16 protein-coding genes are annotated in these 13,420 nt (G+C 73.3%); 6 read left to right on the forward strand and 10 right to left on the reverse strand.

The genetic code is table 11. The features are described from left to right. Nucleotides 1-132: 132 nt before the first annotated feature. Together AB0G17_RS16385 and AB0G17_RS16390 are read left to right on the forward strand one after the other, a co-directional pair. Nucleotides 133-1,332 carry a sensor histidine kinase gene (locus tag AB0G17_RS16385; RefSeq protein ID WP_361382379.1) on the forward strand — a complete coding sequence of 400 codons (1,200 nt, stop codon included), beginning with the start codon at nucleotides 133-135 and terminating at the stop codon, nucleotides 1,330-1,332. Next, nucleotides 1,329-1,994, forward strand: coding sequence for a response regulator transcription factor (locus tag AB0G17_RS16390; RefSeq protein WP_361382044.1), 666 nt, complete (start codon nucleotides 1,329-1,331; stop codon nucleotides 1,992-1,994). The genes AB0G17_RS16385 and AB0G17_RS16390 overlap by 4 nt, the downstream gene beginning before the upstream one ends. Here the strand turns inward: AB0G17_RS16390 and AB0G17_RS16395 are convergent. Beyond that, nucleotides 1,955-2,242 (reverse strand): DUF6332 family protein, encoded by a 288-nt coding sequence (locus AB0G17_RS16395; RefSeq protein WP_361382047.1) that lies wholly within the window; start codon nucleotides 2,240-2,242, stop codon nucleotides 1,955-1,957. The two genes, AB0G17_RS16390 and AB0G17_RS16395, sit on opposite strands and share 40 nt — an antisense overlap. A 74-nt stretch (nucleotides 2,243-2,316) precedes the next feature. Beyond that, the gene (locus tag AB0G17_RS16400) at nucleotides 2,317-3,804 is read right to left on the reverse strand and encodes an MFS transporter (RefSeq protein ID WP_361382050.1); all 1,488 of its coding nucleotides are present in this window, start codon (nucleotides 3,802-3,804) and stop codon (nucleotides 2,317-2,319) included. Between the two features lie 87 nt (nucleotides 3,805-3,891). Between AB0G17_RS16400 and AB0G17_RS16405 the strand changes: the two genes are divergently transcribed. Next, entirely contained in the window at nucleotides 3,892-4,293 is a 402-nt protein-coding gene (locus tag AB0G17_RS16405; RefSeq protein ID WP_361382053.1) for a MarR family transcriptional regulator, read from the forward strand. Between the two features lie 80 nt (nucleotides 4,294-4,373). Here AB0G17_RS16405 and AB0G17_RS16410 read toward each other — a convergent pair whose 3' ends face one another. Then, nucleotides 4,374-5,117, reverse strand: coding sequence for a maleylpyruvate isomerase family mycothiol-dependent enzyme (locus AB0G17_RS16410; RefSeq protein ID WP_361382056.1), 744 nt, complete (start codon nucleotides 5,115-5,117; stop codon nucleotides 4,374-4,376). Nucleotides 5,118-5,336: 219 nt separating this feature from the next. Beyond that, the gene (locus AB0G17_RS16415) at nucleotides 5,337-6,548 is read right to left on the reverse strand and encodes an MFS transporter (protein WP_361382059.1); all 1,212 of its coding nucleotides are present in this window, start codon (nucleotides 6,546-6,548) and stop codon (nucleotides 5,337-5,339) included. 150 nt (nucleotides 6,549-6,698) lie between these two features. Here AB0G17_RS16415 and AB0G17_RS16420 point away from each other — a divergent pair, with 150 nt between their 5' ends. After that, complete coding sequence (locus tag AB0G17_RS16420) at nucleotides 6,699-7,913, forward strand: ROK family protein (protein WP_361382062.1); 1,215 nt, start codon at nucleotides 6,699-6,701, stop codon at nucleotides 7,911-7,913. Between the two features lie 113 nt (nucleotides 7,914-8,026). Here the strand turns inward: AB0G17_RS16420 and AB0G17_RS16425 are convergent, their stop codons facing one another. From AB0G17_RS16425 to AB0G17_RS16440, 4 genes are read right to left on the reverse strand one after another with little or no spacing between them, the layout of a single operon-like run. Next, entirely contained in the window at nucleotides 8,027-8,929 is a 903-nt protein-coding gene (locus AB0G17_RS16425) for a phosphotriesterase (RefSeq protein ID WP_361382382.1), read from the reverse strand. Next, nucleotides 8,923-9,495: a DUF4865 family protein gene (locus AB0G17_RS16430; RefSeq protein ID WP_361382065.1), complete on the reverse strand. Its 573-nt coding sequence runs from the start codon at nucleotides 9,493-9,495 to the stop codon at nucleotides 8,923-8,925. The genes AB0G17_RS16425 and AB0G17_RS16430 overlap by 7 nt, the downstream gene beginning before the upstream one ends. A 12-nt stretch (nucleotides 9,496-9,507) precedes the next feature. Next, complete coding sequence (locus AB0G17_RS16435) at nucleotides 9,508-9,912, reverse strand: cupin domain-containing protein (RefSeq protein ID WP_361382068.1); 405 nt, start codon at nucleotides 9,910-9,912, stop codon at nucleotides 9,508-9,510. 26 nt (nucleotides 9,913-9,938) lie between these two features. Next, complete coding sequence (locus AB0G17_RS16440; protein ID WP_361382072.1) at nucleotides 9,939-10,502, reverse strand: TetR/AcrR family transcriptional regulator; 564 nt, start codon at nucleotides 10,500-10,502, stop codon at nucleotides 9,939-9,941. Between the two features lie 169 nt (nucleotides 10,503-10,671). Between AB0G17_RS16440 and AB0G17_RS16445 the strand changes: the two genes are divergently transcribed. After that, nucleotides 10,672-10,977: an SHOCT domain-containing protein gene (locus AB0G17_RS16445; protein ID WP_361382075.1), complete on the forward strand. Its 306-nt coding sequence runs from the start codon at nucleotides 10,672-10,674 to the stop codon at nucleotides 10,975-10,977. A gap of 33 nt (nucleotides 10,978-11,010) precedes the next feature. Here AB0G17_RS16445 and AB0G17_RS16450 read toward each other — a convergent pair whose 3' ends face one another. Next, the gene (locus AB0G17_RS16450; protein WP_361382078.1) at nucleotides 11,011-11,541 is read right to left on the reverse strand and encodes an ATP-binding protein; all 531 of its coding nucleotides are present in this window, start codon (nucleotides 11,539-11,541) and stop codon (nucleotides 11,011-11,013) included. Nucleotides 11,542-11,685: 144 nt separating this feature from the next. Next, nucleotides 11,686-12,012 carry a hypothetical protein gene (locus AB0G17_RS16455; RefSeq protein WP_361382081.1) on the reverse strand — a complete coding sequence of 109 codons (327 nt, stop codon included), beginning with the start codon at nucleotides 12,010-12,012 and terminating at the stop codon, nucleotides 11,686-11,688. A gap of 286 nt (nucleotides 12,013-12,298) precedes the next feature. Between AB0G17_RS16455 and AB0G17_RS16460 the strand changes: the two genes are divergently transcribed. After that, nucleotides 12,299-13,396, forward strand: coding sequence for a PLP-dependent cysteine synthase family protein (locus AB0G17_RS16460; RefSeq protein WP_361382084.1), 1,098 nt, complete (start codon nucleotides 12,299-12,301; stop codon nucleotides 13,394-13,396). Nucleotides 13,397-13,420 lie beyond the last annotated feature (24 nt).

The following is a 13,420-nucleotide window of genomic DNA, read 5'->3' on the forward strand; positions in this document are numbered from 1 at the left end:
CGCCCGGGCGCCGCGCCCGGGGCTAGCGTGGCCGGTATGGAAGAGCAGCAGTCAGCGCGCCCCGCCCGCTGCGACGGTCCCCCCTGGGCGCGACAGGGCCCGCCCCCGCCCCCGCTCCCGCCCTGGGCGCGGATGTGGGGCCCGGGCGCGGGCGGCGGCGTGGATCCCCGGGGGCGTTCGCGGCTGCCGTGGCCCTCCACCCTCGTGCTGACCGCGGTCGTGCTGGGCGGCTCCACGTTCGCCGCGCACAACCAGACCGACCGCGCCTCGCTCGACGTCTCCGCCCGGCTGCTGCTCCTCGCGAGCTGCGCGGTGCTGCTGCTGCGCCGCCGCCACCCCGTGCTCGCCGCGTTCGGCTCGGCGGGCGCCGCCATGGTCTACCTCGGCGCCGGATACCCGTACGGCCCGATCTTCCTCGCGGTCGCCGTCGGCTGTTTCGCGGCGATCGTCGCCGGGCACCGCCGGGCCGCCTGGTCGGCGGTCGGCATGCTCTGGCTCGGCCATGTCCTGGTCGCCCACTGGCTCTACCGCTGGCTGCCCCCGGGCGGCGACCGGCCCGCGCCCTGGGGGCAGGAACTGGCCGTCGCCGCCTGGGTGCTGGCCATCGTGGCGATCGCCGAGCTCACCCGCGTCCGCAGGGAGCAGTGGGCCAGGGCGGGGGCCGAGCGGGCCGCCGCCGCCCGGCGGCGCGCCGACGAGGAGCGGCTGCGGATCGCGCGCGAGCTGCACGACGTACTGGCGCACAGCATCTCGGTCATCAACGTCCAGGCAGGCGTGGGCCTGGCGCTGCTCGACTCCGACCCGGAGCAGGCCCGTACCGCGCTGACCACCATCAAGTCCGCCAGCAAGGAGGCGCTGGGCGAGGTGCGCCAGGTGCTCGACACCCTGCGCACCCCGGGCGACGCGCCCCGCTCGCCCGCGCCGGGCCTGGACCGGCTGCCCGAGCTCGTCGAACAGGCCGCGGCGGCCGGGCTCACCGTCGAGACCGCGGTGACCGGCTCGCCCCGGCCGCTCCCGCCGGGGGCGGATCTCGCCGCCTTCCGCATCGTCCAGGAGGCGCTGACCAACGTGGTGCGCCACTCCGGCTCCCGTACCGCGCGCGTGGTGCTCGACTACGCGCCGGACGGGCTCGAACTGCGCGTGGACGACGACGGGCCGGCCGGCCCCGGGGACGCGGGCGGCAGCGGCAACGGCCTGATCGGCATGCGGGAGCGGGCCGCCGCGCTCGGTGGCATCATCGACGCGGGCCCGCGCCCGGACGGCGGCTTCCGGGTGGTCGCCCGGCTCCCGCTCACCCGCACCGCACCCGCCGTACCGAGGGAGACCCCGTGATCCGCGTAGTGCTGGCCGACGACCAGTTGCTCGTCCGGGCCGGTTTCCGGGCGCTGCTCGATGCCCAGCCGGACATCGAGGTCGCGGGCGAGGCCGCCGACGGCGAGGAGGCCGTGCGCCTGGTGCGCGAACTGCGGCCGGACGTCGTGCTGATGGACATCCGCATGCCCACCCTCGACGGGCTCGCCGCCACCCGGCGGATCACCGGCGAGGGGGAGCTGGACGGGGTGAAGGTGGTGATGCTGACCACCTTCGAGCTCGACGAGTACGTCTTCGAGGCGATCCGCGCCGGGGCCTCCGGATTCCTGGTCAAGGACACCGAGCCGGCGGAGCTGCTGCGGGCGGTGCGGGCCGTGGTGGACGGGGACGCGCTGCTCTCGCCCGGGGTGACCCGGCGGCTGATCGCCGAGTTCGCCGCCCGTTCCAAGGAACCGGCCACGGCCGAGAGCCTGGGCGGACTGACCGAGCGGGAGCGGGAGGTGATGGCCCTGGTCGGGATCGGGCTCACCAACGAGGAGATCGCGCGCCGCCTGGTCGTCAGCCCGCTCACCGCCAAGACCCACGTCAGCCGCACGATGGTCAAGCTGGGCGCCCGCGACCGGGCCCAACTGGTGGTGCTGGCCTATGAGTCGGGCCTGGTGCGGCCCGGCTGGCTCGGCTGACGGTGGGCTTCGTCGCCCGCGTACGAGAAGCGCCACAGGACGTGCACCGTCCTGCTGACGAAGGCGAGCACGGCGGCGGCCGACCCGGCCAGGAGCAGCAACCCCCGTGCGGGATGGCGCAGTTCGAAGAGGAAGACAGGACCGGCGACCGCTCCGAAGGCGAGCGCGGCGGCCAGCGACGCGGTCACCACGGCGTACATGATCTCGACGGTGAGGGCGTCGCGTTCGCCCTGGCTCCGGTTTCCCATGGGGGCAGTCTCCGTGCAGATACGGCCGACGGGCAAGAAGCACCCGTCGGCCGCACCCTTCCCCCGTGGAGGCGTCAGTCGCGGACGGCGACCTTCGCGGGCTCCGGTGCGGCGGCCGCTTCCTGGGCCGATGCCGCGACGACCAGCGTCTGCCGGTCGGTCTTGGTGCGCAGCCCGGTCAGGGTGATGAGGAGACCGGCGAGCGCGATGCCCGTCACCACGATCAGACCCGGCCGGAAGCTGTCGAGCAGGTCCTGCGGCGAGTCACCCCGGTCGCCCGCGGTGATCACGGCCGTCACCACGGCCAGGAAGATCGCGCCGCCCACCTGGATCGAGGTGTTGAGCAGACCCGAGACCATGCCCTGCTCGCTGTCGTCCACACCGGTGGTGGCCTGGATGTTGAGCGAGGGGAAGACCAGCGCGCAGGCCGCGCCGAGCAGCAGCATCGACGGCAGGATGACCGCGGCGTACTGCGGGGTGAGGCTGATGCGCAGGAACAGCGCGTACGCGAGGACCAGAGCCGCGAAGCCGATGGCGAGGATGCGCGGGGTGCCGAAGCGGTCGACGACCGATCCGATCATCGTCGAGGAGAGGGCGACGAGCACACCGGCGGGCAGGAACGCCAGCGCGGTCTGGAGCGCGGTCCATTCGAGCACCGACTGCATGTACTGCGTGACCATGAACTGGAAGCCGACGTACGAGCCGAAGAAGGCGGCGGCGCCCAGCTGGGTGCGGACCTGGGTGCCGGAGCGCAGCACGCCGAGCCGGATGAGCGGGCTCGCGGTGCGCTGCTCGATCCGTACGAAGACGGTGAGCAGCACGGCGACGGCGAGGAACGAGAGCAGCGTACGGGCGGAGGCCCAGCCGGCCTCGGGGGCCTGGACGACGGTGTAGACGAGGAGCAGCATCGAGCCGGTGCCGGTGATGGCGCCGGGGATGTCGTAGTGGCGCTTGCCCTCGCCGCGTGCGCTGCGCGGGATGAGCTTGAGGCCCGCGACCAGGGCGATCACGGCGACCGGCGCCGGGAGAAGCATGGTCCAGCGCCAGCTCAGCTCGGTGAGCAGGCCGGACAGGACCAGGCCCATGGAGAAGCCGGTGGCGGCGCAGGTGGTGTAGATGGAGAGCGCGCGGTTGCGCTGCGGGCCCTCCTTGAACGTCGTGGTGATGATCGAGAGGCCGGCGGGCGCGGTGAACGCGGCGCTGAGGCCCTTGATGAAGCGGCTGGCGATCAGCAGCGGCCCGGAGTCGACGAGGCCGCCGAGCAGCGAGGCCAGCGCGAAGACGCCGAGCGCGATGAGGAACACCTGACGGCGGCCCATCAGGTCGGCCGCGCGGCCGCCGAGGAGCAGCAGGCCGCCGTAGCCCAGGATGTAGCCGCTGACGATCCACTGGAGCGTCGAGGTGGAAAGGTGCAGATCGGTCGCGATCGAGGGCAGGGCGACGCCGACCATGGAGACGTCGAGCGCGTCCAGGAACATCGCGGCGCACAGCACCAGCAAGGTGCCCCACAGTCGCGGGCTCCAACGCTCCTGAGTGGACTGGACGTTGAGCGGAGAGGTCATGCGGAGCAGACTACATGCGCATGCATCGAGTGCAAGTGCATTTAATTACAGCGCAACAAAGAGCGTCATCTCTGCTAACGTGCGGTCATGGCGGCGAAGAAGTCCGAGCGCATGCTCGTGGACGAGTGGCGCGGCATCCTCGCGGTGCATGCGCGCACGACGTGCGAGCTCGATCGCGAGCTGCATCGGTACGGCATCGGAGCGAGCGACTTCGAGGTGCTCGACGTGCTGGTGGAGGGGTGTGCGGAGGACGGCGGTACCGCGTACCGCGTCCAGGAGCTCGCCTCGCGCGTCCATCTGAGCCAGAGCGCCCTCTCCCGCCTGATCGGCAGGCTGGAGAAGGAGGGCCTGGTCACCCGTGGGATGTGCAGCGAGGACCGGCGCGGCGTCCGGGTCATGATCACGGACAAGGGCCGGGCGCGCCACGCCGAGGTGCGACCGCTGCAACGCGCGGTGCTCTCCCGGATGCTGGCGGACCGGCCCTCGTAGAACCGCGGGACCTGGCTCCAGGCGCCGAACTCCAGGCGCCGGAGTCAGGGCGCCTGACTCCGGGTGCCTGACTCCGCTGCCTAACTCCAGGTGATCGCCGAATTCGCCCGCCACAGCTCGGCGAGCGACGCGTCGCCCGCAAGGGCAACGGACGAGAGCGGCCGTCGGTTCCACAGCGTCAGATACACCTCGTGCGCGGGGCCGCTCAGCTCGCAGTCGGCGGGGCCGTCGTCGTCCCGGACCGTGCGCGGCACCCCGTCCGACAGGTGCACGGTCCACACCGCGCCCCTGTCCGTCGCCCGTACGCGAAGGGTGCGCGGCGTGCGCGTGCGCACCCGGCTCTTCTCCCGGGCGTGGAAGGCGAGGAGCAGTTCGTCGATGCCGTCGACGGCGAAGTCCGGTTCCGGCGTGGTGAGACGGCCGCCCCGGGCCGACTCCGCGTCCACCCGGTGGACCGCCGTCTCGTGCGCCTGGCGGCGGGCCCAGAACGCCAGCGGGGAGGGGGCGGGCATGAACTGCCAGCACTCCAGGTCCTTCGGTGCCCCGGTCAGCGCGTCGACGAGCGCGCGATGGCCCTCGCGGAACCAGTCGAGGAGCTCGTCGCCGTCCAGGTCGGGCTCCGCACCGCTGGGGTGGAAGGCGGTGTGGCCCTCGGTGATGTACGTGGTCGCCCAGCGGTGCACGGTGCCGGTGTGCCGCAGCAGATCCCGTACCTGCCAGCCGGGGCAGGTCGGCACGGGGGCGTCGGAGCCCGCCGCTCCGGCGGCCTCAGCCAGCAACCGGCCCTCGCGATCGAGGGTGTTGATGAGTTCAGCGGTGTCCATGTCGGGATTCTGCCAGGGGCGCGGCGGGCGTGGTGATCATGTCCACGTACCGGCGCTCAGGGGCGCGCAGAACCGGCGTGTACGCCCTTCCGCCACGCCCCGTCCCGGTCTGCCTCCCTGCGCACCCCTCCCGCGTCAGGCTCGCCCCCTCAGGTTCGTCCCGTCGGCCTCGTCCCCTCAGGTTCGTCCCCCCCAAGCTCGGCCGCTCAGGTTCGTCCCTCACGCCCCCGCCGTCGCGCGCCGCGAGCCGTACGCGATCACGGCCGCCGCCGCCGACAGTGCGGCCACCGTCGTCAGGGCGACGGGCAGGGAGGACCACTGGGCCAGGAAGCCGATCGCGGGCGGGCCGAGCAGCATGCCGCCGTAGCCGAGGGTCGACGCGGCGGCGACTCCGCCGGGTCCGGCCAGCGCGCCCGCGCGGGCCACCGCGACCGGGAAGATGTTGGCGAGGCCCAGACCCGTCACCGCGAAACCGGCGAGCGCGAGCCACGCCGTCGGCGCGAGCGCGCCGAGCAGCATCCCGGCCGTGGCCGTCGTGCCGCCCGCGACCAGCGCCCGGGTCTGGCCCAGGCGTTCGAGCAGGAGGGTGCCGCTGAGCCGGCCTGCCGTCATGGCCAGGGCGAACAGGGAGTAGCCGATGGCCGCGACGCCGGGCGCCGCGTCGAGGTCCTGCTCCAGGTGGAGCGCGCCCCAGTCGGCCATGGCCCCTTCCCCGTACGCCGTGCAGAGCGCGATCACGCCGAACAGGAGCACCAGTCGGCGGGCCCGGCCGTCGGGGCGCCGCCCCTGGGCGTGCGGGGTCGCGGTGTGCGCCGGGACTGGGTGGCGGAGCAGGACCGGCCCGGCCAGGGCGGTCACCAGCAGGCCGAACCCGGTCAGCGCGAGCAGGTGCGCGGTGGGGGAGAGGCCGCCCGCCACCAGCGCGCCGACACCCGCGCCGAGCATTCCGCCGAGGCTGAACGCGGCGTGGAAGCTGGGCATCACCGGGCGCCGCAGGGCGGCGACCAGATCGACGGCCGCGCTGTTCATGGCCACGTTGATCCCGCCGTACGCGGCGCCGAAGAGCAGCAGGACCGCTCCCAGCGAGAGCGCCGAGCGCGTCTGCGGCGGCAGCGCGATGGCCAGCGCCATCAGCGCGGCGCAGGCCACGGTCACGGGGTGGCTGCCGAAGCGCCGGCAGAGCCGGCCGGTGAAGACCATCGTCACCACGGCGCCCGCCGAGACGCCGAGCAGGGCGAGGCCGAGGTCACCGGCCGAGGAGCCGGTCTGCTGCTTGATGGCCGGGATGCGGACCACCCAGCCGGCGAAGAGGAATCCGTCGAGGGCGAAGAACACGGTCAGAGCGGTGCGGAGGCGGAGCAGGGAGGGCGCGGAGGTGTGCGCGCCGGGTCCCGCAGGCAGGGCCGTCCGCACTTTGTTTAGTAGCGGCACAAACTCAGAATAGGGGTCGGTGCCCCCTGCGGACAACCCATTCGCCGCCCTGCCTTCGTACCGCGCGACGACCGCCGGGTGGGCGGCGGGTGAACGGGGGCCGCAGGCGGAGGGCATGCGTCCGTCCTGGATCATGGGAGACTCGCCCCCATGAACGGCAAGGCGACGCACACCAAGACGAGGCTGGACAGGGGCCGTGGGGCACTCGGCCCCGCGCTCGAACTGGTCCACACCGGCCGCGCGCCCACCCGCGCCGTCCTCACCGCCGAGCTGGGCGTCACCCGGGCCACGGCCGGAGCGGTCGCCGCCGAACTCGAAGCGCTCGGCCTCATCCAGGTCGACTCCCGCCCCGGCGCCGCCGCCGGTTCCCAGGGCCGCCCCTCGCACCGCCTCGCGGTCAACGACTCGGGCCCCGTCGCCCTCGCCGCCCAGGTGCACGCCGACGGATTCCGCGCCGCGCTGGTGGGTCTGGGCGGCCGGACGGTCGCCACCGCACCCGGCTGCGTCACCGTCTCCGCCGACCCGGCGCAGGTGCTGGGCGAGGTCGTCGAAGCGGGCGCCGAACTGCTGCGCGGCAGCGGGCTGCGCTGCGTCGGCGCGGGCCTCGCCGTGCCGTCGGCGGTCGCCGAACCCGACGGCACCGCGCTCAACCCGCTGCACCTGGCCTGGCCCGCGGGCGCGCCGGTGCGCGAGATCTTCGCCGAGCAGGTACGGGCCGCGGGCATCGAAGGCCCCGCCTTCACCGGCAACGACGTCAACCTCGCCGCCCTCGCCGAGCACCGCCATGGCGCCGGGCGCGGCGCGCAGCACCTGCTCTGCGTGGCCACCGGGCACCGGGGCGTCGGCGGCGCCCTCGTCCTCGACGGCCGTCTGCACACCGGGAGTTCGGGCCTCGCCCTGGAGGTCGGCCACCTCACCGTCAGCCCGGAGGGCCGCCCCTGCTACTGCGGCGGCCGGGGCTGCCTCGACGTGGAGACCGACCCGCTCGCCTTCCTGGTGGCGGCGGGCCGCGACCCGGGCCCCGAGGTCTCGCTCCTGGAGCAGTCCCGCGAGCTGCTGCGCACGGAGTACGACGACGTGTCCGTACGCGGGGCGGCCCAGGAGCTCATCGACCGGCTCGGCCTCGGCCTTGCCGGGCTCGTCAACATCCTCAACCCGGACCGGATCATCCTCGGCGGCCTCCACAAGGCCCTGCTCGAAGCCGACCCCGACCGGCTGCGGGCCGTCGTGGCCGACCGCAGCCTGTGGGGGCGCAGCGGCGGCGTGCCGATCCTGGCCTGTTCGCTCGACCACAACAGCCTGGTCGGCGCGGCGGAACTGGCCTGGCAGCCGGTGCTGGACGACCCACTGGCGGCGCTGGGCTGACGGGCGCCCGCCCGGCCGAGGGCCCATCGGCGCAGCGCCACCGGGCGCACGGCCCACCGGCGCCGCGCCTTCCGGCGCACGGCCCACCGGCGCGGCGCCACCCGGCCCGCGGTCTACCGGCGCAGCCCGAACGCCCCTGGCGGATTCCCCACCAGGATCCGCTCCACCAGCTCCTCGCCCAGGGCGAGTTCGAGCCCCGGCCGCACCCGGCGCAGCAGGAACGGCATGCCCGGTGTGTCCGGGGTGACCGTGTCCCCGCCGAGCAGCAGCCGGTCCGCGAACCCGGCGTCGGCCAGCGCCTTCAAGGCCTCGGGCATCCGCCAGTCGGTGGCGTGGTTGGCCCGGGACGGCCCGTCGAAGCCCAGATAGGCGCCCGCGGCGGCGGCCTGCCGGTGGACGGTGAAGTCGGGGGAGCGGTTGAGGTGGCCGAGGATCACCCGGTCCGGCGCGACCTCCAGTTCCCCGCAGAGCAGGTCGAGGACGTCCAGGGCGCCGGTTCCGAGTTCCAGATGCACGGCGACGGCCGCTCCCGTGCGGTGATGGGCCTCGGCGGCCGCGCGCATCGTGAGCCGGGCGTGCGCGTCGAGCCCGTGGAACCCGCCGGCGACCTTGATCAGACCGGCCCGTACTCCACCGCCGCCCTCCACGCCCTCGGTGATCTCGCGCACGAACAGCTCGGCGAGCGAGTCGCGTACGGAGCCGAGCAGCTCGGGCGCGTAGTGGACCGCCTGGTGCAGCCCCGTGGCGGCCACGATCCGGACGCCCGACTCCCGTGACAGCGCGGCCAGTTGATCCGCCCGGCGGCCCATGCCGTACGGAGTCCACTGCACCACCGTGCCGCCCCCGAGGTCGCGGAAGGCGCTGAGCCGGGCGGCGGCCTCCCCGGCGTCGTCGAGCTCCTGGCCCGGCAGCAGCGGGCTGCGGATGAAGAGGTGGTCATGGGCGTCCACCACGCCGAGCCGGTCGGCGGGCACATCGCCGAGCACGGTACGGACCACGGGCAGCCCACTCACCAGTGCCGTCCCCGGGACAGCTCGCCGCGCTCCGGCGCGGACAGGTGCAGCACCTGGAAGCGGTCGCCGGGCGCACTCGGGGCCTCCTGCTCCCAGAGCGTGAAGCGCAGCAGCTCCCAACGGCGCGGGTCGGCGGCCAGTGCGCTCGCCACCGTCCCGGGGGCGGCCGTCCACTGCTCCACCTGCTCGGCCACGAAGTCGGCGGGCCGTCTCCCGTCCGGCACCGCGAGGCGCTCACGCGTCGCGCAGAGCGGTGCGGCCCCGGCCGCCGGCCCCTCCTCGTACGCGAGACCCATCCAGTGCTGGACCTCCGGGCGGCCGAAGTCGTCCACAATGCCCTGGAAGCCGGGGCCCCAGAGGAAGGAGTTCATGCCCTCGGGCGTGTTCCAGAGGTAGAAGGGCGCATAGGCGTTCACCGGCGAGGCGGCGCCGCGCTCGCGGATCAGATACGCCTTGAGGCCGAGGCCGGGGAAGTCGTCGAGGAGATGGCCGCGGGTGGCGACGCGGGTGCGGATGATGTCCATGTCGTAGTCGGCGGGCAGGGTGATCTCGTACTGCAGGGCGTGCACGGAACGTACTCCTCAGGAAGTGGGCGACGGGTAGGCGTCGGCGTCGACATGGCGGTCCCAGTCGACCGCGGTGCCGTCCTGTGCCGCCTCGACGACCGCCAGATGGGTCATGAACGTGTGCGGCCCGGCGCCGTGCCAGTGCCATTCGTCCGGCTCGATCCAGACGGTGTCGCCGGCCCGGATCGGCTCGACGGGACCGCCCCGGCGTTGCACCAGGCCCTCGCCCTCGGTCACGTGGAGGACCTGGCCGTGCGGGTGGCGGTGCCAGGCGGTGTGCGCGCCGGGAGTGAAGTGGACGCTGAACATCCGCAGCCGGGACGGGGCCGGGGGCGTAGCGATCTCGTCCAGCCAGACCGTGCCCGTGAAGTGCTCGGCCGGGCCCCGCACACTGGCGGGGCGCTGACGGTTGACGTGCATGGGTGTTCCTCGACTCGTGGTGGCGGTCAGGCGGTACGGGGTGCGAGCAGGGCGAGCAGACCGCGCACCCCCGCGTCGAAGGCGGCGGGCGAGCCGGACGCGCGGGCCAGCACATAGCCGCCCTGAACGGTCGCGACCACCGCCGCAGCGATCTCCTCGGGCACCAGGGGGGCGGTGAACTCGCCCGCGTCCAGGCCCTCTTGGACGATCTCGGAGAGCCGCCCGCGCAACCAGTCGATCGTCTCGGTCACGGGCGCGCGCAGCTCGTCGTTCGCGATGACGTCCGGGTCCATGGTCAGCCGGCCCACCGGGCAGCCGCGCAGGACGTCGCGCTCGCGCAGCAGATAGCCGCGGATCCGCTCGTACGCCGTGCCCTCGGCCCCGAAGGATGCCTCGGCGCTCGCGCGCAGCTCCTCGGCGGTGCGCCGGATGGCGGTGAGCGCCAGGTCCGGCTTGCCGGTGAAGTGGTGGTACATGCTGCCCTGGCCCGCGCCCGCCTGATGCTGGATCGCCTTGGGGCTGGTGCCGACGTAGCCCCGCTCCCACAGCAGCTCCCGGGTGGCCTCGATCAGACGCTCTGAGGTGCTCATGATCCTTACTGTACATACTGGTAAGTACAGAATCCAGAGCAGTCGCCCGCGCCCGATCTACTCCCTGGGAGGTACGTCAAGTGCCGCTGCCTGTACGACGCCCCGGAGCACCCCACGGCGGGACTCTCGAAAGCACCACGAGACCACTTCGACCGAGGAGCTGAGCACGATGAACACGCTGGCCTACGACGGACCCGGACCCTGGATCCTGTTCTTCCCGGTGATCTGGGCGGCCGTGATCCTCACGGTCGTGACCGTGCTGCGGCGCACGGTCTGGCGCGGACGGCGCGGCCCCTGGCGGCCGCCCTTCGCCGGACGCCGGCCCTACGACGAGAGCCCCCCGCTCGACGAGCGCTCGCCGCTCGCCGTGCTCGGCCGCCGCTTCGCCGCCGGTGAGATCGACGAGGACGAGTACTGGCGCCGGCTCTCCGTCCTGGACGAGGAGTTCGGCCGCCGCAAGGACGGAGCGGCATGACCGCCGAACGGCCACGGGAGCCCGGGTGTCCGGTCAGCCCGCTGCCGGCAGGCGGGCGGGGGTGCGCGGATGGCCTCCGCGGCCCTCGGCGCGCACCAGGGCGGGCCGCTTGTGCAGGCACGGGCCGGCTGCCTTGGGGGCGGCCGCCGTCCCGTAGGCCGGGCTCGCCGGCGGCGCGGGGAGCGTGAACCACACGGTCTTGCCTGCGGCGCCCTGCGGGCGCACTCCCCAGCTCTCGCTGACCGCCGCGATCATCGCGAGGCCGCGGCCGTTGGTGGCGAAGGGGTCGGTGCTGCGGACCGTGGGCATCCGCGGGTCGTGGTCGTGGACGGACACCGTGAGGCGGTCGCGCAACAGCTCGATCTCCACGGTGCAGAGCTTGTCCGGCTGGGCGTGCCGGTGGACGTTGGTCAGCAACTCGGTGACGCCCAGCGCCGCCTCGTCTATCAGAGGATCGAGATGCCAGTAACGCAACTGCGCTGAAACGATTCTGCGGACTTGCCCGATCCGCGACGGCAGGGCCTGGAGCTCCACCGTGCAATGCCTGCTCGACTGGCTGATCACGGCTGCGACTCCCCGATTGAGGTCCGGAAGAAGCTTTCTGGTCCGGCGGGCTGGATCGCAGCGTGACCGCCGGTAAACCCTGAGTGATGTGAGACCAGGGTGGCGCAGGGGTCGGCGCTCCGCAACTCGCGCCCCACCAGCCCCTCAGCCGCGCGGCTCACCCGTGGGGCGCACCGCCTGCAGGAAGCGCTGGGCGAGCTCCGCGCCGCGCGGCCTGCCGCCCTGCTGGCCCATGGTCAGCCGGTAGCGATGGCCGTTGATCTTCGCCACGGTCCGGTCGGCCTTGGCGGCCCAGGGCAGCAGCGGCTTGCCCGCGCTGACCGCGCGCAGCGGCGCGCTGTCGATCTCCCGCCCGTTGCTGGTGAGCAGGGCGAGCCGGCCGTCCTTGATCAGGACTTGTCCCGCCCTGGTCAGCGAACGCGTCCAGCGTTCGATCCGCACGCCCCTGGCGCTGAACTCGGGCTCGCTCATGGCCGCTGTGCCCCCTTCGTACCGTTCCTGCTGGGCAGTCTGCACAACGATGGCCCTGCGCACCAGGGCGCGAGGAGGATCGGCCGTCACCCGCCGCCGTACGCTGCCGCGCAGGCGTCCCACAAGCCACTCCTATGGATCCTCAAAGGGAATGTTTGTGCAGGTGAGGGCGGTATTGTCAAGTGACGGAGCCGTGGTTTTCCAGCCGACTTCGGCGACACGCTTCACGACATTTCCAGCCCCGTGCGCCTTCGCCCCCGGGGCGGGCCAGACATGGAGGAGTGGCATGGAGACCATCGACGTGGACCGCAGCGACGCGGCCTACCGGGCGTGGCTCAAGGACGCCGTGCGCAAGGTCCAGGCCGACGCCAACCGCTCCGCCGACACGCATCTGCTGCGCTTCCCGCTGCCCGAGCGGTGGGGGATCGACCTCTACCTCAAGGACGAGTCCACCCACCCCACCGGCAGCCTCAAGCACCGGCTCGCCCGCTCGCTCTTCCTGTACGGGCTGTGCAACGGCTGGATCCGTCCCGGCAAGCCCGTCATCGAGGCGTCCAGCGGCTCGACCGCCGTCTCCGAGGCGTACTTCGCCAAGCTCATCGGCGTGCCGTTCATCGCCGTCATGCCGCGCACCACCAGCGCCGAGAAGTGCCGCCTGATCGAATTCCACGGCGGTCAGTGCCACTTCGTCGACGACTCGATGAAGATGTACGAGGAGTCCGCCGCGCTCGCCGCCGAGACCGGCGGGCACTACATGGACCAGTTCACGTACGCGGAGCGGGCCACCGACTGGCGCGGCAACAACAACATCGCCGAATCGATTTACCAGCAGCTGAGGCTGGAGCGCTACCCGGAGCCCGCGTGGATCGTCGCCACCGCCGGGACCGGCGGCACCTCGGCGACCATCGCCCGCTATGTGCACTACATGCAGTTCGACACGCGCATCTGCGTCCCGGACCCGGAGAACTCCTGTTTCTTCGACGGCTGGACCCGCGGCGACGCCCACGCCACCAGCGACTGCGGCTCGCGCATCGAGGGCATCGGCCGGCCCCGGATGGAGCCGAGCTTCCTGCCCGGCGCCATCGACCGGATGATGAAGGTCCCGGACGCGGCGAGCATCGCGGCCGTGCGCGCCCTGGAAGCGGCCATCGGCCGCAAGGCGGGCGGCTCCACCGGCACCGGCCTCTGGTCCGCCCTGAAGATCATCTCCGAGATGGTGGCCGCCGGGCGCACCGGCAGCGTCGTCACCCTGCTCTGCGATCCGGGCGACCGCTACCTCGACAAGTACTACTCCGACGCCTGGCTGGCCGAACAGGGGCTGGACATCGCGCCGTACACGGCGGCGATCGACGCGTTCCTGGCCAACGGAGTGTGGCCGGAGTAGGACGGTCGGCCGCGGGGCGTGCGG

Origin of the sequence: Streptomyces sp. NPDC023838 (assembly GCF_040639555.1) — a bacterium.
GTDB lineage: Bacteria > Actinomycetota > Actinomycetes > Streptomycetales > Streptomycetaceae > Streptomyces.

What these genes read in the sequence shown, in the direction of transcription:
- AB0G17_RS16385 (WP_361382379.1), top strand. Translation starts at nt 133, where the DNA reads ATGTGGGGCCCGGGCGCGGGCGGCGGCGTGGATCCCCGGGGGCGTTCG.
- AB0G17_RS16395 (WP_361382047.1), bottom strand. Translation starts at nt 2,242, where the DNA reads ATGGGAAACCGGAGCCAGGGCGAACGCGACGCCCTCACCGTCGAGATC.
- AB0G17_RS16400 (WP_361382050.1), bottom strand. Translation starts at nt 3,804, where the DNA reads ATGACCTCTCCGCTCAACGTCCAGTCCACTCAGGAGCGTTGGAGCCCG.
- AB0G17_RS16405 (WP_361382053.1), top strand. Translation starts at nt 3,892, where the DNA reads ATGGCGGCGAAGAAGTCCGAGCGCATGCTCGTGGACGAGTGGCGCGGC.
- AB0G17_RS16410 (WP_361382056.1), bottom strand. Translation starts at nt 5,117, where the DNA reads ATGGACACCGCTGAACTCATCAACACCCTCGATCGCGAGGGCCGGTTG.
- AB0G17_RS16420 (WP_361382062.1), top strand. Translation starts at nt 6,699, where the DNA reads ATGAACGGCAAGGCGACGCACACCAAGACGAGGCTGGACAGGGGCCGT.
- AB0G17_RS16435 (WP_361382068.1), bottom strand. Translation starts at nt 9,912, where the DNA reads ATGCACGTCAACCGTCAGCGCCCCGCCAGTGTGCGGGGCCCGGCCGAG.
- AB0G17_RS16440 (WP_361382072.1), bottom strand. Translation starts at nt 10,502, where the DNA reads ATGAGCACCTCAGAGCGTCTGATCGAGGCCACCCGGGAGCTGCTGTGG.
- AB0G17_RS16445 (WP_361382075.1), top strand. Translation starts at nt 10,672, where the DNA reads ATGAACACGCTGGCCTACGACGGACCCGGACCCTGGATCCTGTTCTTC.
- AB0G17_RS16455 (WP_361382081.1), bottom strand. Translation starts at nt 12,012, where the DNA reads ATGAGCGAGCCCGAGTTCAGCGCCAGGGGCGTGCGGATCGAACGCTGG.
- AB0G17_RS16460 (WP_361382084.1), top strand. Translation starts at nt 12,299, where the DNA reads ATGGAGACCATCGACGTGGACCGCAGCGACGCGGCCTACCGGGCGTGG.